The following is a 20,631-nucleotide window of genomic DNA, read 5'->3' on the forward strand; positions in this document are numbered from 1 at the left end:
TTGTTTGCTATATTCTTATTTATAATTAATTTTATCATAAACTATTTTAACTGGCTTTTATGTATATATCCTTTCATATAATATCCCCCGTCTTTATTATAAAAATACACATATTTCCAGGCACCTTCATTTAAAATTTCCTCAACTGTAACGTTATTCGCTAATTTATGAATTATTGAGCTATCTGAACCATTGTTTTCTCTTACATTAACAACATTTTCCTTTGAAGTCGTTATAAAAATTTTACCTGTTCTCTTAGGTGATACTAGCCCAAAATCTCTAACTTCTTCACGCCATAAATGTTCACTTTTCATATCCGTTATCACATAATTGGTCCCCCCACTTGCTGCAACTATTGATAAAAACAGATTATTTCCATCAATGCTTTCCAATTGTGAATCTAAATTTACTATATCTTTTACTATTATTTTTCCATTTTTTGTAAAAAAAGTTTCACTATTTGATTGTCCCGCATAAGCATAAGGATATGTAAGAGTGTATATTGAGTAAATATTATTTGTAAAAAAAGCTGCCCCCTCCACTTTATCATCTGCTTCTTTAGAATTTTTATTATATTCATCAACTATCTTGTAAATTTCTTTTGGAAGTTTATCCAGTGCAATTTCCTTTGTAGAAAGCTCTTTTATAATCTTTACTGTTTCAAAACCGTTTATTTTGCTCTCAAATTCTGAAAAATTAGAATATTTTATCATATTTTCTCTCTTTGCAGTAAGTTCCGAGTATCTTTCTTCTATAAATATTTTTTTAGGAATCATAAAATTACGATAATTTTCATATACATAATCCACAATTTCTTTTGGAACTTCACGTAATTCCAGCCTTTTTAAGTTTTTTAATCTAGAAATTTCCTCAACTCCGTTTTTTAACGGATTAAAACTTACATCCAAGTGTTCGAGCTTTGCTAATTTTCCAATCCCTCTAATATCACTTATTTTATTGTTATGTATCCATAGTTCCCTTAAATTTGGCAAATTTAATAACGGTTTTACATCTTCTATCTGATTAAAATTTATTTTCAATACTTCCATTCTTTTTAGATTTTCTAACGGCTTTATGTCCTTTATTCTATTCCAACGTAAATCAAGAATTTTTAAATTTTTGTAATTTACAATGCAATTTATCTCTTCCAACCCTTTATTTCTCAAGTCTATTTTTTCAGCATTAATATTATATTTTTCTAGTTCAGTACAGCTTTTATCTTTTTTGGAAATTGTATGAATTTGTGCCATTTGTTCATTTGTATTTCTATTTTCTTTCAACTCATCACTTTTACTGTTACTACATGCTATAAATACTATAAAAATTGAAATTTTTAGTATTTTTCTCATTTTTCCTCCTATTATTTATATTATTATTTTAATTAATAAAAAATTTATTTTATATAAATATTTTTTAATATTTTTATATTTATTCATTTTATTTTAATCTATATAATGATACCTTATGTTTTAAATTTTGTCAATAAAAAAATGGTTTTTTCCTAAAAATTTTATATTATTTTGAAAAAGTGCTTGTAATTATAATAAAAAAGTGATATTATTAATTTAGAAAATAAATTTAAAACTTCAGGGCAGGGCGAAATTCCCGACCGGTGGTAAAGTCCACGAGTTGTTTTTATTTTAAATAAAATTAAAACGACATGAACTGGTGCAATTCCAGTACCGATAGTTACAGTCTAGATGGTAGAAGTGAAATGATTAATTTTTAATATGAATTTATTAAATAATTTTGTTGTATATAACTCAGTTATTTATGTAAAATTCAGAATTATAATAATTACAAATTAAAATTACCTACCTTTATATAAAAGCCTTGAATCTTAGTATTCTTGGCTTTTTTAGTTTTAAATGAAAATAAAAAATTAAATAATGAGAGGATGATTTAAAAATGAGAACTTTTGAAGGAAAATTTGATGGAAGAAATGTAAAAATATCTATTGTAGCTGGAAGATTTAATGAATTCATTACTTCAAAATTGATTGGAGGGGCTTTGGATGTATTAAAAAGAAATGATGTTTCTGAAGAAAATATTGATATCGCTTGGGTTCCAGGAGCTTTTGAAATACCACTAATTGCAAAAAAATTAGCAAATACACAAAAATATGATGCAATAATTACTCTTGGAGCTGTTATAAAAGGTTCTACACCACACTTTGACTATGTTTGTGCAGAAGTTTCAAAAGGAGTTGCCCAAATTTCATTGCAAAGTGAATTACCTGTAATTTTTGGAGTTTTAACTACAAACAACATTGAAGAAGCTATTGAAAGAGCCGGAACAAAAGCTGGAAATAAAGGCGCAGATGCTGCATTTTCTGCAATCGAAATGATTAATTTAATAAAAGAAATTGGATAAAAAATATTTTTGTAAAATTTTCAGAAAATTTTGATAAAAATAAAATTATAAATTTAATTGATAGCATCATGAATTATACTCAAACCTATTTAAAATTAAACTACTAAAAATTATATAAATTTAGGGTTTGAGTAAAATAGTCATAGCCTTTTGAGTTTAGTTTTAAATCAGTTTTACTATAATAAAGGAAAAAATAAAATGAGTGAAAATGTTGATGAAAAATATATGAAAATAGCAATTGAACTGGCAAAAAAAGGTGCTGGATCAGTAAATCCCAATCCAATGGTTGGAGCTGTTGTCGTTCAAAATGGAAAAATTATTGGAACTGGCTATCACAAGTATTTTGGAGGACCTCACGCCGAAGTTTATGCCTTGGATGAAGCTTCAAAAAACTCTAAAGATTTGTCAGATGCAACAATTTATGTTACATTGGAACCTTGCTCGCATTATGGAAAAACGCCGCCTTGTGCAGAAAAAATTGTAAATTTGGGATTAAAAAGATGTGTTATTGGCTCATCTGATCCAAATCCAAAAGTAGCTGGAAAAGGTATACAAATATTGAAAAATGCTGGAATTGAAGTTACTGAAAATATTTTGAAAGAAGAATGCGACAAAATAAACCAAGTGTTTTTCAAATATATTATGACAAAATTACCATATTTATTCTTAAAATGTGCGATTACTCTAGATGGAAAAATTGCTACAAAAACAGGAAATTCCAAATGGATTACAAACGAAGCGGCACGTGAAAAAGTACAATTTTACCGAAATAAATTTATGGGAATAATGGTTGGGATAAATACTATTCTAGCTGATAATCCAAGTCTTACTGCGAGAATTGAAAACGGTGTAAATCCATATAGAATAATTATTGATCCACATTTAAAAACTGAAAAAGATTATACTGTTATTAAGGAAAATATTGATGAAAAAACCATAATTATTACATCAGAAAAAAATAAAAATTCTGAAAAGCAGTTAGATTTTTCTAAAAATAACAAGGTTAAATTTGTATTTTTAAATGATACAAAATTTAGTTTTAAAGAAATCCTTGAAAAAATTGGAACCTTTGGAATCGACTCAATTTTATTAGAAGGTGGTCAATCTCTTATTTCACAGGCATTTGAAGAAGATGTTGTTGATGCTGGGGAAATTTTCATTGCTAATAAAATTTTAGGCGATATTGAAGGAAAATCTTTTATTACTGGATTTGATAAGAAAAATATGAATGAAGCTATTGTTTTAAAAAATGTAAAATATAATGTTTATAGTGAAAATGTTGGAATGGAATTTTTACAAAAAAATTATAATTAACAGATTGACTATAAGTACAGACTAATTTTCTATTATCATTTTAAACTGGAACTACTATAATTTAAAATAAAAAAATTAAAAATCAGGAGAAAATCATGTTTACTGGTTTAGTTGAAGAAACTGGAAAAATTATTGATATTGCAAAAAAAGCTGCAAGTATCGAAATTACAATAAGGGGAAAAAAAGTCGCTGAAAAAGCACAAATTGGAGATAGTATCGCTGTAAATGGCGTGTGTCTGACTGTTACAAAACTAAATGGAAATGACTTTACTGCCGATGTAATGTTTGAAACTATTGAAAAAAGCGGTTTAAAACGTGCTAAAGCTGGAGATATTGTAAATCTTGAAAAGTCACTTACACTTATGACTTTTTTAGGCGGACATCTTGTAATGGGAGATGTTGACTGTGAGGCTAAAATTGTATCAATTACAGACAAAGGGATTGCAAAAGTGTATGAATTCCAGCTGGATAAAAATTATAAAAACAATATGAAATACATTGTTGAAAAAGGACGTGTAACGATTGATGGAGCGAGCCTTACAGTAATTGATGTAAATGATAATGATGGAATTTTCTCAGTTTCACTTATTCCACATACAATTGAAAATATTACCGTTGGAATGAAAAAAACTGGAGATTTTGTAAATATTGAAACAGATTTGTTTGGAAAATATGTTGAAAAAATATTAAAGTTTGACAATTTTCAAAATATAGAAAATAAAGAAAAAAAATCAAATTTAACAATGGAATTTTTACAAAAAAATGGATTCTAATTGAAAATATAATAAAAGAAAGAAGTGATTTTAAATGTCAGAAAAAAAGATGAATTTTGACAGCATTGAAGCTGCCATCGAAGATTTAAAAAATGGTATTCCAGTAGTGGTTGTTGACGATGAAGAGAGAGAAAATGAAGGAGATTTTGTAATTCCAGCTGATGCAGTAACTTATGAAACTTTAAATTTTATAATTAATGAGGCACGTGGGCTTATGTGTGTCCCAATGTCTAAAAAACGTGCAGAAGAGCTTGAACTAAATCCAATGGTTCAGCACAATACTGATTATTACGGAACTGCTTTTACAGTATCAGTTGACGCGCTGGAAGGTACAACTACTGGAATTTCTGCAGGTGATAGACTAAAAACAATAAAAGACTTGGCAAATCCTCTAAAAACCGCAAAAGACTTTAGAAAACCAGGACATATATTTCCGCTAATCGCACGTGAAGGTGGCGTTCTTGAAAGAAAAGGACATACTGAGGCTGCTGTTGAATTATCTAAACTTGCTGGATTTTCTGATATAGGTGTAATTATGGAAATTTTAAGAGAAGATGGGGAAATGGCTCGTCGAAATGATTTGTTTGAATTTTGCCAAAAACATAATTTAAAATTAATTACAATTGATGATTTAATTGTTTACATAAAAAAAAACGAAATATTAGTTAAAAACGAAGCAGTTGTTGATATTCCAACACAATTTGGAAACTTTACTTTTGCAGGTTATAGTGACAAAATTGAACATAAAGAATATATTGCTGTTATGAAAGGGGAAATAAAGAATAAAGAAAATGTCACTGTCAGACTTCACTCTGAATGCCTGACCGGTGATGTTTTTGGTTCAAGACGGTGTGATTGTCAAGAACAGCTTCATAGAGCCTTATATGAACTGGAAGAAAGTGAAGAAGGTCTTTTAATCTATCTACGTCAAGAAGGACGTGGAATTGGTATTTTGAATAAATTAAAGGCATATAAGCTTCAGGATGAAGGCTATGATACTGTTGAAGCAAATCATAAATTGGGATTTTCTGATGATTTAAGAGATTATGCTGTAGCAGCACAGATTATAAAGGATTTAGGAATAAAATCAATTATTTTAAAAACTAATAATCCAAAAAAAATTGAAGGACTCGAAAAATACGGGATTAAAGTTGCTGGACGTACAGAAATTGAAATTACTGCAAATGATGTGGATAAAAGTTATTTAAAGGTAAAAAAAGAAAAAATGGGACATTTATTGAAACAAAATTTATAGAAAATTGATTCAATTAACTCAGGTATTATGGCTATTTTGCTAAAATATCTGAGTTTTTATTTTAAGCTTTTTATAAAATTAACTCTATTTTAAAGTAATTTCCATTATTTTAATTTAACTTTCAACAATTCTCCTTATTTATTTCTTAAATTTTTCATAATTTCCTTTTATAAAATATTCTTCAAGTAATAAAAAATTAAATGTCTTCTATAAGTTCTAAGCAAAAATCTAATTTTGAAAAAAATATTTCTTCATTCAAAATCTTCAACTCATAAATATTTTTAGATACTTTTTATCAATTATTAAATAATATTTTTATACAAAATAATTATAGGTATAAAAAAACATAATCCAAAAACTTTTGACTTTATCATCTAGTTTCTCAGATTATGTTTTAATGCTATTCTATATTTAAAATATATCTTTGTCAGATAACTTTGCATCTTTTGTTTTAAACATTTCAAGCAGTTTTTCCACCGTCAGTTTTTTCTTTTCCTCGCCTTTTATGTCAAAAATTACCTCTCCTGCATGAAGCATAATAAGTCTATTTCCATAAGTTATGGCATCTTGCATATTATGCGTTATCATAAGACTTGTTATATTATTTTTTTCAATAATTTCCTTTGTCTTTTCCAAAATTATTTCTGAAGTCTGAGGATCAAGTGCTGCTGTATGCTCATCCAGCAGTAATATATCTGGACGATTTAGAGTTGCCATTATTAATGATAAACATTGTCTTTGCCCACCAGATAGAAGTCCTACCTGTGTAAACAATTGATTTTCCAGTCCAAGTCCCAGACTTGCTAACTGCTTTTTATAAAATTCAATATTTTTTACATCTAATCCAAAAGTAAAATTAAAGCGCTTTCCTTTATTTTTAGCCATTGACAAATTTTCCAGTACTGTCATTGATGGAGCTGTTCCCATTGTTGGATTTTGATAAACTTGTGAAATCCATTTTGCTCTTTTATGCTGTTCTATATTTGTTATATCATTTCCATTTAAAACAACATTTCCTCCATCTGGAATAATTTGTCCATTCAAAACGTTTAAAAGTGTAGACTTTCCAGCACCGTTACTTCCAATAATTGTTATAAAATCCCCATCATTTATTGTAAAATTCAAGCCTTTAAATACTTGTTTTTCTGTTCCCAGTTCAGAGAAGAAAGTTTTATGTAAATTTTTTAACTCTATCATTAATTTGCCTCTCCCTTCTCAATCAATTTTACTTTTTTCTTACCTTTTTTAGTTTTTTGAATTAATTCATTCCATAAAATTACTGCAAGAATTATCGCTGTTATAACTTTTACATCTGTTGGTTTAACTTCCAGTATCTTTATAACATTATCACTGAAATGAAGCCCTTCATACATATTTCTTGTCCAGCTGTTTGACATCAAAGCTAGATTTATTATAAAATAATACATTAAAGATCCTATTGTAACAATGGAAATTTCGTTTATTACTTGTGATTTTTTCAATACTCCAAGTCCTAAAATAATTGCTGCAAGTCCAATAACAATTGTTCCTACTCCAGACTGCAAATCTGCAACTTTAATATTTTGTGCAAACAATGCACCTGCTAATGCCACAACTCCATTTGCCAGCATTAATCCAAATATTTTTAGTCTTTTTTCATTTACCCCAAGACTTACTACAAGCTGCTCATTATTCCCCAATGCTCTTAATGCAAATCCAAATTTTGATGTCAAGATATAATCAATAATCATTTTTATAATAAATGCGATAAGTATTGTAAGCATAAGTTTTACATCTTTTGTATTTGCAACATAAATTATCAGTCCAATTACAAAAGCAGTATAAACAACTAGACTTCTAATCATATATTTATTTTCTTTAATTTTATAGTCATAAAGCCCTTTCAATACAAGTAAAATTACAAATATAATTGAAAAAGGTATAAAGTTCTTTTCATAAGAAATTATTTCATAAATACTTCTTTCTGGCGATATAAATACATTAGGCATTCCAACAATTCTGGAGTTTATACTATAAAGTCCCGTCATTACTAAAATTCCTGAAAGCAGCCCGTTAATTTTTAAATAAACGTGCAAGGCTCCTGTCACATATCCTGCAATCATTCCACATATAACCGCTAGAATTAGCCCCATAATTGGACTTGTTATTCCAAAAAAACCATTTTTAGAAAGTGCAAATGCCGCAAATACAAATCCTCCAAGTGGAAATGTTCCATCCACTGACATATCTGGAAAATCAAGTATTTTATAAGTCAAATACACTCCCATAACCATTATCGAATATATAAATCCAGTTTTAAAAGCCTCTGGAAGACTTTGTAAAAATACTAATAATTCATTCATTTAACTTTTTTCTCTCTTTCTTTTCTGTTCTCTCCATTTAATTTATTATTTATTTTCCTACAAATTCAGCTCCATTAAACAATGGATTTTTTATATCCAGTCCCAATGCCTGTGCTGTCTTCTGATTTACATATAATTTCATTTGTTTTGAAGTTTCAAAAGGAATTTGAGAAACAGGTTTCCCTTTAAGAATTTCGATTGCCATTTCTCCAGTACGTTTTCCTAATGCGTAGTAGTCAAGCCCCATTGTGAACAATGCTCCCAGTTCTACAGAAGAGTTTTCACTTGCAATTACAGGTTTTTTAGCTGCAATCGCTTCGGAAGCGACAAAGTTTGCCCCTGATACAACAAGATTATCTGTCGGTAAATACAATGCATCAGTTACTCCCAATAAATTTTTAGTAGCCTGTGCCAATTCACCAAAATTGCTTATTCCCTGCAACACAACTTCTATATTTTTTTCCTTGGCAATTTTTTGAATTTCCTGAACTTGAACGGCCGAATTTTGTTCTGATGGATTATAGAGAACTCCAACTTTTTTTACATCAGGCTTTATTTTCAAAAGTAAATCCAATTGTACTGCAATATTTTCTACTTTATCACTTGTTCCTGTTACATTTGGATTCAGAAGTTTTGCACTTGCTGGATCTGTAACAGCTGAAAATAGCACTGGAATATCTGAAATATTATTTACCAACGCTTGTGCAGATGGTGTTGCGATCCCAAATACCAAGTCTTTTTTGTCTACCTTATAATTTGAAGCTATTAAATTTGCATTTGTTACTTCCCCATTTGCATTCTTTTCATCAAAATCTGCATTTATACCAGCTTCCTTGAATGCATCCTCAAATCCTTTTTTTGCCAAATTAAGTGATGGATGTTCCATAAACTGTGTTACACCAATTTTAAAAACTTGTTTATTATCAGCTGGCTGTGAACTATTTTTTCCACTGACAGTATCACTGTTTTTATTTCCACAAGCTAATACCATTAATAAACTTACAACTACTAATAATATTTTTTTCATTTCTCTTCCTTTCCCATTATTTTCTAAATCTTTTTATCAAAATTTTACTGAATAACCTGTGCCTTAGATTTTATATCCTCAGGTAATGAAATTCCAAGTGCCGCAAGTGTCTTTCCATTTACTACAATTTCATTTAAAGGCATTGTCTTAAATTGAATTTCACTAGGCTTTTTACCGTTCTTCAAAATTTCAATTGCCATTTTACCAGCTTCTTTCCCTATTTCATAATAACTTACACCTTGTGTGATCAAAGCTCCGCCTTTTACATGAGCCGCTTCCCCACCAAATACTATTTTTTTAGCCGCTGTTGCTTTGTCTGTAATCAAGCTTACAACAGATGCCACAAGATTATCTGTTGGCAAATAAATTGCATCTATTTCCCTAACTAGATTATCTACCGCCTGAGGTATTTCATTTGCTTGAACAATACTTTTTTCAACAATATTTATTCCTAGTTCCTTTGCCGCTTTTTTCAAATCTTCCACTTGAACCTTTGAATTTTGTTCCGAAGAATTATAAAGTACCCCAACTGTTTTTATGTTAGGACTTAATTTCTTTAACAATTCCAATTGTTGTTTTACATCCATTCTATCACTTACACCAGTCACATTATCCTTCAAAATTCCAGCCGATCGTGGATCTGTAATCGCCGAAAACACAACAGGTATATCATTTGTCGCTTGTGCCGCTGGTTGAGCTGCATTTGTTGCAATCGCGAATATCAAGTCCTCTTTTGAACTAACAAAGTTATTGGCAATCAAATTTGCATTAGCTGTTTCTCCATTTGCATTTTTCTCATCAAAATCAGCTTCAATTCCTGCTTCCTTAAAAGCCGCCTTAAATCCTTCCCTTGCACTGTCAAGTGCTGGATGTGATGCAATCTGTGTAATTCCAATTCTATACTTCTTAGAGCTTGTCCCAGCTCCACTACTACCTTTATTCTCACTACCAGAATTTCCACAGCTTAAAACCATAAGTGTCAATGCACTAATTAAAATCAATAATTTTTTCATCAATTTTTCCTCTCTTTCCTACTATCCTACAAATTTTCTCAAAACATCCAAAATAATTTTTTTAATTCTATTCCAAAGTTTTGAGTTAATAAAATATTATCTTCTCAACTAATTTTAGATAATATTTTTCCCTACTATGAAATAATAACATTTTTTTCTCTTTAAAGCAATATTATTATTTCCTTTTAATAACTTTTTTGATTTATTTTTTCATTTTTAAATTAAATAAAATCTTCTTTAATTTTTATTTTATTTAATCAATAAATATTTTTCCATAATTTTTAGATTTTTTCTTTTTTTGTAAATGTTTTTGATAAAAGATAAAAAAAAATAGTATCTCGAAATAATTAAAATATAATTTTTTAGTTTTAATAAACCGACGGAGCTTTTATTTGTTCAGTTACGACTGTTTGACGACTGCAAGAAGGAGTTTCGGAGGTGGACAAATAAAAGTCGGAGTCTAGCCATAGGTTGTAGGATTTGCGGCAATGAGCAATTCTACAAAAATAAAAAAGTTTAATGATTGTGAATTAGTTATCAAATAACTCTATTATAAAAATTTATTTCTATTTTAAAAGAGTATATAAATCAAAATAAAATGATATATAAAAAAACTATCTTGAAAAAATAAATAATCTTCAAGATAGCTTTAATTTATTAAAAATAAAATATTTTATTATTTAGTATCAGCAACTTTATCAGCTAATTTTTTCCCAACTTTGAATTTTACTACTTTTTTAGCGTCTATTTTGATTGGTTTACCAGTTGATGGATTTCTTCCTTCTCTAGCTGCTCTTTCTTTTACTTCGAAAGTTCCCCAACCTACAAATTGGATACTTTCACCTTTTACTAAAAATTCTTCTGTTGTTCCTAAAAAAGCATTAACTAATTCCTCTGCTCTTTTTTTTGTTTCTCCTGTTACTTTTGCATAAGCATCTACAAATTCTTTTTTTGACATTATATCTCCTCCAAACATTTTTAATTACATTGTTTATTATATGTTACCATATTTTATTCATTTGTCAAGTTATTTATCTCATTACGATTTAAAAAAATCTCAATTTTTTAAAGAATTATTCTGATAAATTTTCTCTTCCAAACTAGAAATTTTAATAATTTATTCTTCTATAACTTTATGAGTTTCAAAAATTCTCTCCATTGTTTTTTTGAATGTTGGAGAACCTACTAAATCATATTGCTTTTGTGTAGGTCTTTTACATACTGCTGCGTAGTAAAACTCGTGGATTTTATCTTTTCTACCATTAATATCACGAAGTCCAGTTTCACCTAGCATTTCATTAAATTGTTTAATTCCTTGTTGAACTTCTGCTAAAGTATGCGTCATTTTCTTACCATCTTTTATGTAGCTTTCTTCCATAATTATAGATCCAATTGGCACACAAGCGGCTACTTCTTGACCATCTTTGTTATAAAATTCTGTCCATTCCTCCTCACTCATAAACAACACACCTCTTTCATCTCTATAAGGCTCCGCTATTCCAAAAGCTGAAAATGCCAATAATCCCAATAAAATAAGTTTTTTCATTGTAAATCTCTCCTTTTTTCTAATTTTTTAATATTTTATATTCATAACTTTTTTATATTTGCTATTAGATAATTTTTTCTTTAAATATTTTCTATCTTCTAACGGAAAATTATTTTCATTCACTTTAAATTCAATATTTAAAAATTTCATAAATGATTCAAAGAGAAGTCTCAAATCTTTTATTAATTTTTCATAATTATAATCTAATTTTTTTACAATTTCATTTATTGAATCTGATATATCGATTTTATTTTTATTCTTAATATGTAAATCATCTGAATATTCAGAATATAAAGAATAAAGTGTATTTAAATACTCTTCTTTTATTTGTTTTTTTAATTTTTCTTTTAAGTTTCGATAGCCTATTTTTGAAATATTTTCATAATTTTGATCTTTTTCTATTTTATTCTGATAAATGAACTTTATACTACCTTCAATAACTCCTCTAAAACAAAAATTAATAGAAGGATAAAAATTATTAGGAATATTTAACAACAATCCCATTAAATGATTTGTAATAACTTCTATAAAATCAATTTTTATTTCATTTTTACAATTTTTTTCTATTAATACTAATACTACAAATATATTTTCTATTTCTATATATAGTTTTTCTAACTGTTCTTTAGTTACTTCAGATACTGTATTAATATCTATAAAATTATAATTTTGATTTAAAAATCTTAAATATTTATTATTTTTCATGAATTACCTACTTATTTCTAGAAAATTTTTGTAATAATTCTTCAATATAATTTTCTTCACCATTTTTTCTGATTTTTTTATTTTTTATGACTTCTTCTTCTGATTTTAATCCTTTAATTGCATCGTAAATTTTATTCGAATATTGAATTATCTCTTCATTTTTTGATAATGAAATTGTTTTTAAGACTTTGGATAATATCATTGGTCTACTTTTCATAATATATTCTTTAAAATCAAATCCTAAGCTATATATAAACTTTTTTAAGTCAGGATTACTTTTGAAATGTTGTTTTTCCTACACCACCTTTCATATTCAAAAATGAAATTACATTTTTTTTATTCATTAATACCTCCCCTTTCTATTGATTCTCTTTAATATTATACCCTAATTTTTTTATTACTTCAATAAAAATCATTTTATTTTTTCAATATTTCAAATATTATTTTAATATCAATCTTTATGTCTTCTCATTATTTTTCAAAAAACTATTGCTAAAAATTCAAAAAAAATATACAATATAAGCATTACAATACAATAAAAATTAAATATAGAAGGAGAAAATATGAGATTATCAAGAGCATTTTTAAAAACATATAAGGAAGCACCAAAAGAGGCTCAAATTGTGAGCCATCAGCTTATGCTTAGAGCATTTATGATTAAACAGCTTACGCGAGGGGTTTATACTTATTTACCATTTGGATACAGAGTTCTAAAAAAAATAGAAAATATTACAAGAGAAGAAATGGATAGAGCAGGGGCTCAGGAACTTCTTATGCCTGTACTGCAACCTGCTTCACTTTGGGAAGAATCTGGACGTTGGTTTGCTTATGGGCCTGAACTTATGAGATTAAAAGACAGAAACGAAAGGGAATTTTCGCTTGGACCTACTCACGAGGAAGTTATTACAGATGTTGTAAGAGATTCAATTTCATCGTACAAGGAACTGCCTTTTAACGTTTATCAGATTCAGACAAAATTTAGGGATGAAATGCGTCCAAGATTCGGTCTTATGCGTGGAAGGGAATTTGTGATGAAGGATGCTTACAGTTTCCATTTGACACAGGAGTCGCTTGACGAGGAATATTTGAACATGAAAGACACTTATTCAAGAATTTTTGAAAGAATGGGACTTAATTACAGGGCAGTTGAGGCTGATACAGGTTCTATTGGAGGTGATGCTTCGCACGAATTTATGGTGCTTGCAGAAAGTGGAGAAGATGATATTTTATACAGCGACTCTTCAGATTATGCGGCAAACGTTGAAAAAGCAACAAGCATTATTGAACTAAAAGAAAGCGATGAAGAAAAACTTCCAAAAGAATTAGTTGAAACTCCAAATGCAAAAACAATTGAAGAGCTGGCTAATTTCTTTAATATTCCTAAAGAAAAAACTGTAAAGGCAGTAATGTTAAAAGAAGTTCTTGAAGATGGGGAAAAATTTGTGCTGGCTCTAATTCGTGGAGATTTGGATGTAAATCCTATAAAATTAAAAAATGTAATTGGAGCTTCTACAGAACTTGAAATGATGAGCGAGGAAGAATGCGAAAAATTCGGGCTGGTTGCTGGATATGCAGGCTCTTATGAAAAAAAAGAAGGCTTATACGTTGTAATTGACGAAACTGTAAAATATGTAAGAAACTTTGCTTTAGGTGCTAATAAAGCTGATTATCACTATATAAACGTAAATCTTGAAGACTTGGCATACGACTTAGTTGCAGATATTAGAACTGCGAGAGCTGGAGATCTCTCCCCTGATGGAAAAGGATTACTAAAAATTGCACGTGGAATAGAAGTTGGACATATTTTCAAACTTGGAGAAAAATATTCAAAAGCCCTAAATGCTACTGTTCTTGATGAAAATGGAAAACAAGCCGTTATGAAAATGGGATGTTACGGAATGGGAATGTCAAGAATCATTTCAGCCGCAATCGAACAAAACCACGATGAATACGGTATAATCTGGCCAAAAGCAATAGCTCCTTACCATGTTGATGTAATAATCGCCAATATGAAAGACGAAACACAGGTAAATATAGGTGAACAATTGTATAATGAACTAAATCAAAATAAAATTGAAACTGTATTAGACGACAGAAATGAAAGAGCAGGATTCAAATTCAAAGATGCCGACTTAATAGGTTTCCCACTAAAAATAGTTGTTGGAAAAGGTGCAGCTGATGGAATTGTGGAAGTGAAAGATAGAAAAACTGGGGAAAGTACGGATGTAAAAGTTGAAGAAGTTTTGAATTTTGTGAAGAATTTTATGGCAGAATAAAAATCTTTGATATATAAATACTTGCTTTAAATAAAGGAGCCGATATTGTGTTTAATAGATTAAAAAACTTGTTTAAAAGGAAAAATATTAATTAGGATTGGGAGAAAGAAATGAAAATATTGAAAGAAAAATTAAAAAACAGTTATATCTCTATTCTTGATTATTTCAACGAAGCATTTAAACTATTCTGGTATTTTATAAAAAAAGAGAAAAGATGGATTTTTTTAATTTTTTCTATTTTGCTGATTTCTGCCATGTTGGAAAATAAACTACAAACTGATGTGGAATTAGATTTAAAAGAAAATACTAAATATATATTTTATAATCATTTTTTAACATACCCACTATATGCAACATACTGGGTTTTATACAGAAAAATTATTTTTAAGCTGACTGATAAAAAAGAAAACTATAATATTTTAAAATCTTATATAAGAGCATTTATTACAGTAATTATAATTTCAATACCTATTTTAATTATAACGATATGCAATTTTTATATGAATTTTTTTCAATATAATTATTCTTATCTATTATTTCTATTAACCAGTCAAATATTATTAATTACACTAATTTTTACAGCCATTATGGTTTGTGTATTTATTTATTTCTTACAAGTTCATATGTCGAAAGATTTATCTTTGAGAAAAACATTGAAATACACTTTAAAAGTTTCCAAATCAAACAGATGGCGATATATAGTCTGTTTTTTAATTGAAAATATTGCTTTTGTTATTATAAAAGAAATAATTAAAATAGTAGTAGCGTTCTTTATAATTTGGTTGCATATAGACATTAAAAATATAGGAATGTTAGTATTTAAAGCATTTATAGAAAATTTTGTCCCAGCTTTGTCCGCAATATATTCTATATCTTTAATATCAATTATTTTTGTAAATGTCGATTATCAAAAACAGAAAGAAAGTATAAAATAAAAAACAGTTAGAGGTGTAAACAAAATGGAAAATATAAATTCTAAAAAAATAAAAAATATAGTATTTGATTTAGGAAATGTTTTAATAAAATTTGATAAAGACACATATTTAAAAGAAAAATTACCTAAAGAAAAAAGAGAAGTATTTCATCAAAATGTAATTAATACAAAAGAATGGTTAATGCTTGACAGGGGAACTTTGACTTATCCTGAAGCTAAGAAGATTTTTAAGGAAAGAAGTCCATATTTGGCTACTGAAATTGATAATTTTTTTGACAAGGATTTTTTTGAATTGTTAAAGCCTATAAAACAAAATATTGAGCTTCTTTATAAATTAAGAGATCATTATGAATACAAATTATATGTGCTTTCAAATTTTCACAAGGACTCATACGAATATGTCTTTAAACACAACGATTTCTTTAGATTATTTGAAGGCTGCCTAATTTCATGCTATTTCAAACTTTTAAAGCCAGAAGAAAAAATTTATGATACTCTTCTTTATGAATTTGGATTAATTCCAGAAGAAACATTGTTTATTGATGATATGAAGGAAAATATTGAAGCCGCTGAAAATAAAGGAATCAAAGGACTTCATTTGCCAGATTATACTAAATTAGAAGAGGAATTGAAAAACATTTTGAAAATTTAATAAATTTAAAAATCAGGAAATATTTGAATAATTTCTTGATTTTTTATTTTAATTTTACTATTGACTTTGTGAAAAAATGCACTATAATATTATTAAAGAATTCTAAATTTTATAGGAGATGATTTTTTATGAGAAAGATTATTAATTCGCCCTCAAAATACATTCAAGGAAAAGATGAAATCTCTAATTTGGCATCTTATTACAAATTACGTGGTAACAGCGGAGCATATCTTTTAGTAGATAAATTTATTTTTGATAATTTTAAGGATAAAATTGTTGAAAGCTTTGAAAAAGAAGGTATTAACTACCATGTTGAAGTTTTTGGGGGAGAATGTTCAAAAAATGAAATTAACCGAAATATTGATATTTTAAAAGAAAAAAAATGTGATGCAGTATTTGGAATCGGTGGAGGAAAAACTCTTGATGCCGCAAAAGCAGTGTCGTATTACGAAAATATTCCTGTCTTCATCGTTCCAACAATTGCTTCAACAGATGCACCATGCAGTGCCTTGTCAGTAATCTACACTCCAAATGGAGAATTTGAAGAATACCTGTTCTTAAAGGCAAATCCTGATATGGTAATAATGGATACTGACGTAATCGTAAATGCACCTGCCAGACTTCTTGTTGCTGGAATTGGAGATGCACTTGCTACTTATTATGAAGCCAAAGCCTGTGTTGATTCAAATGCCTCTTCAATCGCTGGAGGAGGGATTACAAAAGCTGCTATTGCAATTGCAGAATTATGTAAAGATACTTTATTCCAAGATGGTTTAAAAGCCAAAATTGCAGTAGAAAATAAAGTGGTTACGCAAGCTGTTGAAAATATAATCGAAGCAAATACTTATTTGAGCGGAATTGGATTTGAAAGTGGAGGACTTGCGGCAGCTCACGCTATTCATAACGGACTTACAATTCTGGAAGAAGGACATCACATGTATCATGGAGAAAAAGTTGCATTCGGAACAATTACGCAATTAGTTCTGGAAAACAGATGTCTATGCGAAATCAAAAAAGTTGTAGAGTTCTGTAAGAGTGTAGGGCTTCCTACAACATTGGATGAATTAGGAATGGGAAGTGTTTCCAAAGAAAGATTATATGAAGTAGCAAAAGCAAGTACAGCTGAAGGTGAAACAATCCACAACATGCCATTCAAAGTTACTGCCGATGATGTTTTTGCAGCAATACTTGTAGCAGATAAACTTGGTGAGTAATGATTTTTGTTTATATTTTTAAAATTTCTTTTTTATAATGGAGTGTCATTATGGCATTCCAAAATTTTATCTAAAATTTTAAAAAAATAAGAAGTACCATTTCTGATACTTCTCTATTTTCCTAAGTTTTATTCAATTCCTAATCTATTTCTTCACATCATAAATCAATTTTTCCCCATCACTATCCAGCACAACTGTACTGTTTTCAGGCACTTCATTGCTCAAAATCATTTTTGATAAGTTAGTTTCTATATCTTTTTGAACAAAACGTTTTAGAGGTCTTGCTCCGTAAGCTGGGTCATACGCCTCGTTTACGATGTAGTCCAGAGCTTTGTCTGTAAATTCAATTTTTATGTATTGTTCCTTTAATTTATCGTTTATTTCATCAAGGATAAGTGAGATAATATTTTTTACGCTTTCTTTTCCTAATGCTTTAAATACGATAATATCATCAATTCTGTTCAAGAATTCTGGCTTAAATCTATGTTTCATTTCATTTAATACAGCTTCTTTTGTAGACTCTGAAACTTGCGGATCTTCTAATATGATTTCACTTCCAATATTTGAAGTCATAATGATAATTGTGTTCTTAAAGTCTACAACTTTCCCTTTACCATCTGTAAGCCTTCCATCGTCAAGTAGCTGCAACAGAATATTAAATACATCTGGATGAGCCTTTTCAATTTCGTCAAACAGGATTACTGAATAAGGTTTTCTTCTTACAGCTTCTGTCAATTGTCCACCTTCTTCGTATCCTACATACCCTGGAGGCGCTCCGATTAATCTTGTGGTGCTGAATTTATCCATGTATTCACTCATATCAATTCTAATAATATTGCTTTCGTCGTCAAACAGGTTAAATGCAAGAGTTTTTGTCAAATAAGTCTTACCTACCCCTGTTGGTCCTAAGAAGATGAATGAACCAATTGGACGGTTTGGATCTTTTAATCCAGCACGTGAACGAATTATTGTGTCACTTATTGTTGTGATTGCTTCATCTTGTCCGATTACTCTTTTCATCATCTGTTCTGCAAGATGTAAGATTTTTTCACGTTCTCCCTGTAATAATTTTGAAACTGGTATTCCAGTCCATTTTCCAACAATTTCTGCTATTTCTTCACTGTCAATTTCCTGTTTTAATAATTTATTTGCACTTGGATTTTGATTTTTGGCTTTTTCTTCTTCATCTGCTCTTTGTTTTTCTAGTTCTGGCAGTTTACCGTATTGCAGTTCAGCCAGTTTGTTATAGTCATTTTTTCTTTGTGCATCAGCAATTTGAAGTTTAATTTTCTCAATTTCTGTATTAATATTTTGAATTTTTTCAACTTCCTGCTTTTCACTTTCCCATTGTGCCTTAAATGCGACTTTTTTCTCGTTAAGTTCTGCCAATTCTTTTTCCAATGTAACAAGTCTATCTTTAGAAGCCTGATCTTTTTCCTTCTCAAGTGCCACTTTTTCAATTTCAAGCTGCATAACACGTCTTGTCACTTCATCCAATTCTGTCGGCATTGAATTAATTTCAGTCTTAACTTTCGCAGCTGCCTCATCAATCAAGTCAATCGCTTTATCTGGCAAAAACCTGTCATTTATATATCTGTCACTCATTGTAGCCGCTGTAACTATCGCATTATCCGTAATTCTGATTCCATGGAAAATCTCAAATTTTTCTTTCAATCCACGTAAGATTGAAATTGTATCTTCCACAGTCGGCTCATCTACCATTACAGGCTGAAATCTACGCTCAAGTGCCGCATCCTTTTCAATATATTTTCTATATTCGTCAATTGTAGTAGCTCCGATAACCTTTATTTCCCCACGTGCAAGCATTGGCTTCAAAAGGTTTCCAGCATCCATAGATCCCTCTGTTTTTCCTGCTCCCACAATATTATGTACTTCATCAATGAAAAGAATTATTCTTCCTTCACTTTTTTCAATTTCTTCCAATACCGCTTTTAATCTTTCCTCAAATTCCCCACGATATTTCGCCCCTGCAACCAAGGCACCCATGTCAAGCGAGAAAATTGTCTTATCCTTCAAATTTTCAGGCACATCGCCCTTTAGTATTCTTTGTGCAATCCCTTCTGCAATAGCTGTTTTCCCAACTCCAGGCTCACCAATCAGAATCGGATTATTTTTATTTCTTCTTGATAAAATCTGTATAGCCCGTCGGATTTCATTATCTCTTCCAATAATTGGATCAAGTTTACCTTTTCGAGCCAGTTCAACAAGATCTTTTCCAAATTTATCTAATGCTTCATATGTACTTTCTGGATTATCTGTCATAACTTTTCTACCTCCTCTTACATTTTCAAGTACAGTTTCAAACTGTTTCTTATTTATTCCATAATCTTTTAAAAAGCTGTTATTATCATGACTTGCCAAAAACAAATGTTCTGTACTAATATAGCTGTCTCCCATTTTCTTTGCAATATCTCTTGCTCCAACGAGAACTCTATTTAATTCACTATTCGCTCTTGGCTCACTATTTCCGCCTTCAATCTTAGGAAAACTTTCCAGTTTGCTTTCAATTTTCCTAATCATATCAGTCGTATCAATTCCCATTTTCTTAAGCACGCTAGGAATCAATCCATCCATCTGCCCCACAAGTGCAAGCAACAAATGTTCCACCTTTATATCAGAATGTCTATATCTAATCGCAAAGTTATTAGCCTCTGAAATAGCCTCAATACTTTTTTGCGTAAAGTTCTGTTCCATACACATCACCTTCTTTTTTAGTTTAAATTATTTTTATTTATTAGCACTCTTCTTTTATGATTGCTAACAAATATAATATATCACTATTTAATATTTTTGTCAACTCTTTTTTGAAAATTTTTTTAAATTTTTTCAAAAAATTTATAGTATACTCAACAAATACTGTAATTACAGTATTTAGAAAATATAAAATATTTTTTAAAATTTATAATAATAAAAAATCAGAGCTAAATTACTAATTATCTAAACTTTTTGTATAGCAAACAGAATATGGAACGTCTTAAATCAATCCAAAATGTAAAAGAGGGAAAAACTACATTAAAAGAATACGAATTAATTGAGGTGGAATAGTGAAAAAACTATGGTCTGATGAAGCATGGGAAGAATATCTACTCAGGACAAAAAAATTATAAGAAAAATAAATAATTTAATTAAAGATATAGATAGGAATGAATATCATTCTACAGGAAATCTGAACAATTATCTGAAAAT

General features: G+C 29.1%; 18 protein-coding genes and 1 riboswitch. Of the genes, 8 read left to right on the top strand and 10 right to left on the bottom strand.

From position 1 onward, the window contains the following. Positions 1-41: 41 nt before the first annotated feature. Positions 42-1,349 (bottom strand): leucine-rich repeat domain-containing protein, encoded by a 1,308-nt coding sequence (locus AB8B23_RS08795; protein WP_369712428.1) that lies wholly within the window; start codon positions 1,347-1,349, stop codon positions 42-44. Positions 1,350-1,578: 229 nt separating this feature from the next. After that, a riboswitch (FMN riboswitch) is annotated at positions 1,579-1,716 on the top strand. A gap of 192 nt (positions 1,717-1,908) precedes the next feature. Here AB8B23_RS08795 and ribE point away from each other — a divergent pair. The 4 genes from ribE to AB8B23_RS08815 all read left to right on the top strand — a co-directional run bounded on the left by ribE (position 1,909) and on the right by AB8B23_RS08815 (position 5,715). Next, entirely contained in the window at positions 1,909-2,373 is a 465-nt protein-coding gene (gene ribE, locus AB8B23_RS08800) for a 6,7-dimethyl-8-ribityllumazine synthase (RefSeq protein WP_369712429.1), read from the top strand. 198 nt (positions 2,374-2,571) lie between these two features. Further along, positions 2,572-3,687, top strand: coding sequence for a bifunctional diaminohydroxyphosphoribosylaminopyrimidine deaminase/5-amino-6-(5-phosphoribosylamino)uracil reductase RibD (ribD, locus tag AB8B23_RS08805; protein WP_369712430.1), 1,116 nt, complete (start codon positions 2,572-2,574; stop codon positions 3,685-3,687). 95 nt (positions 3,688-3,782) lie between these two features. Further along, positions 3,783-4,460 (top strand): riboflavin synthase, encoded by a 678-nt coding sequence (locus AB8B23_RS08810; RefSeq protein WP_369712431.1) that lies wholly within the window; start codon positions 3,783-3,785, stop codon positions 4,458-4,460. A 34-nt stretch (positions 4,461-4,494) separates the two neighbouring features. Beyond that, positions 4,495-5,715 (top strand): bifunctional 3,4-dihydroxy-2-butanone-4-phosphate synthase/GTP cyclohydrolase II, encoded by a 1,221-nt coding sequence (locus AB8B23_RS08815; protein WP_369712432.1) that lies wholly within the window; start codon positions 4,495-4,497, stop codon positions 5,713-5,715. 411 nt (positions 5,716-6,126) lie between these two features. On the opposite strand, the gene AB8B23_RS08820 is transcribed toward AB8B23_RS08815, so the two are convergent. The 8 genes from AB8B23_RS08820 to AB8B23_RS08855 all read right to left on the bottom strand — a co-directional run bounded on the left by AB8B23_RS08820 (position 6,127) and on the right by AB8B23_RS08855 (position 12,565). Next, the gene (locus tag AB8B23_RS08820; RefSeq protein ID WP_369712433.1) at positions 6,127-6,912 is read right to left on the bottom strand and encodes an ABC transporter ATP-binding protein; all 786 of its coding nucleotides are present in this window, start codon (positions 6,910-6,912) and stop codon (positions 6,127-6,129) included. Then, entirely contained in the window at positions 6,912-8,057 is a 1,146-nt protein-coding gene (locus AB8B23_RS08825; RefSeq protein ID WP_369712434.1) for an ABC transporter permease, read from the bottom strand. Before AB8B23_RS08825 ends, AB8B23_RS08820 begins: the two co-directional genes overlap by 1 nt. 49 nt (positions 8,058-8,106) lie before the next feature. After that, the gene (locus AB8B23_RS08830) at positions 8,107-9,084 is read right to left on the bottom strand and encodes an ABC transporter substrate-binding protein (protein ID WP_021743074.1); all 978 of its coding nucleotides are present in this window, start codon (positions 9,082-9,084) and stop codon (positions 8,107-8,109) included. Positions 9,085-9,128: 44 nt separating this feature from the next. Beyond that, complete coding sequence (locus AB8B23_RS08835; RefSeq protein WP_369712435.1) at positions 9,129-10,097, bottom strand: ABC transporter substrate-binding protein; 969 nt, start codon at positions 10,095-10,097, stop codon at positions 9,129-9,131. Between the two features lie 676 nt (positions 10,098-10,773). Beyond that, positions 10,774-11,055, bottom strand: coding sequence for an HU family DNA-binding protein (locus AB8B23_RS08840; RefSeq protein ID WP_369712436.1), 282 nt, complete (start codon positions 11,053-11,055; stop codon positions 10,774-10,776). A gap of 159 nt (positions 11,056-11,214) precedes the next feature. Further along, complete coding sequence (locus AB8B23_RS08845) at positions 11,215-11,643, bottom strand: hypothetical protein (RefSeq protein ID WP_021743071.1); 429 nt, start codon at positions 11,641-11,643, stop codon at positions 11,215-11,217. 27 nt (positions 11,644-11,670) lie between these two features. Beyond that, positions 11,671-12,348, bottom strand: a complete 678-nt coding sequence (locus tag AB8B23_RS08850) for a hypothetical protein (protein WP_369712437.1) — start codon at positions 12,346-12,348, stop codon at positions 11,671-11,673. Positions 12,349-12,355: 7 nt separating this feature from the next. Continuing rightward, entirely contained in the window at positions 12,356-12,565 is a 210-nt protein-coding gene (locus tag AB8B23_RS08855) for a hypothetical protein (RefSeq protein ID WP_369712438.1), read from the bottom strand. 346 nt (positions 12,566-12,911) lie between these two features. Between AB8B23_RS08855 and AB8B23_RS08860 the strand changes: the two genes are divergently transcribed. From AB8B23_RS08860 to AB8B23_RS08875, 4 genes are all read left to right on the top strand, one after another. After that, positions 12,912-14,624, top strand: coding sequence for a proline--tRNA ligase (locus AB8B23_RS08860; RefSeq protein ID WP_369712439.1), 1,713 nt, complete (start codon positions 12,912-12,914; stop codon positions 14,622-14,624). Positions 14,625-14,734: 110 nt separating this feature from the next. Continuing rightward, positions 14,735-15,559: a hypothetical protein gene (locus AB8B23_RS08865; RefSeq protein ID WP_369712440.1), complete on the top strand. Its 825-nt coding sequence runs from the start codon at positions 14,735-14,737 to the stop codon at positions 15,557-15,559. Positions 15,560-15,583: 24 nt separating this feature from the next. Then, positions 15,584-16,210, top strand: coding sequence for an HAD family hydrolase (locus AB8B23_RS08870; RefSeq protein ID WP_369712441.1), 627 nt, complete (start codon positions 15,584-15,586; stop codon positions 16,208-16,210). A 128-nt stretch (positions 16,211-16,338) separates the two neighbouring features. Next, positions 16,339-17,424, top strand: a complete 1,086-nt coding sequence (locus AB8B23_RS08875) for a glycerol dehydrogenase (protein WP_369712442.1) — start codon at positions 16,339-16,341, stop codon at positions 17,422-17,424. Between the two features lie 144 nt (positions 17,425-17,568). Here AB8B23_RS08875 and clpB read toward each other — a convergent pair whose 3' ends face one another. Beyond that, positions 17,569-20,139: an ATP-dependent chaperone ClpB gene (gene clpB, locus AB8B23_RS08880; protein ID WP_369712443.1), complete on the bottom strand. Its 2,571-nt coding sequence runs from the start codon at positions 20,137-20,139 to the stop codon at positions 17,569-17,571. Positions 20,140-20,631: the final 492 nt, after the last annotated feature.

Origin of the sequence: Leptotrichia sp. HSP-342 (assembly GCF_041199995.1) — a bacterium.
GTDB lineage: Bacteria > Fusobacteriota > Fusobacteriia > Fusobacteriales > Leptotrichiaceae > Leptotrichia > Leptotrichia mesophila.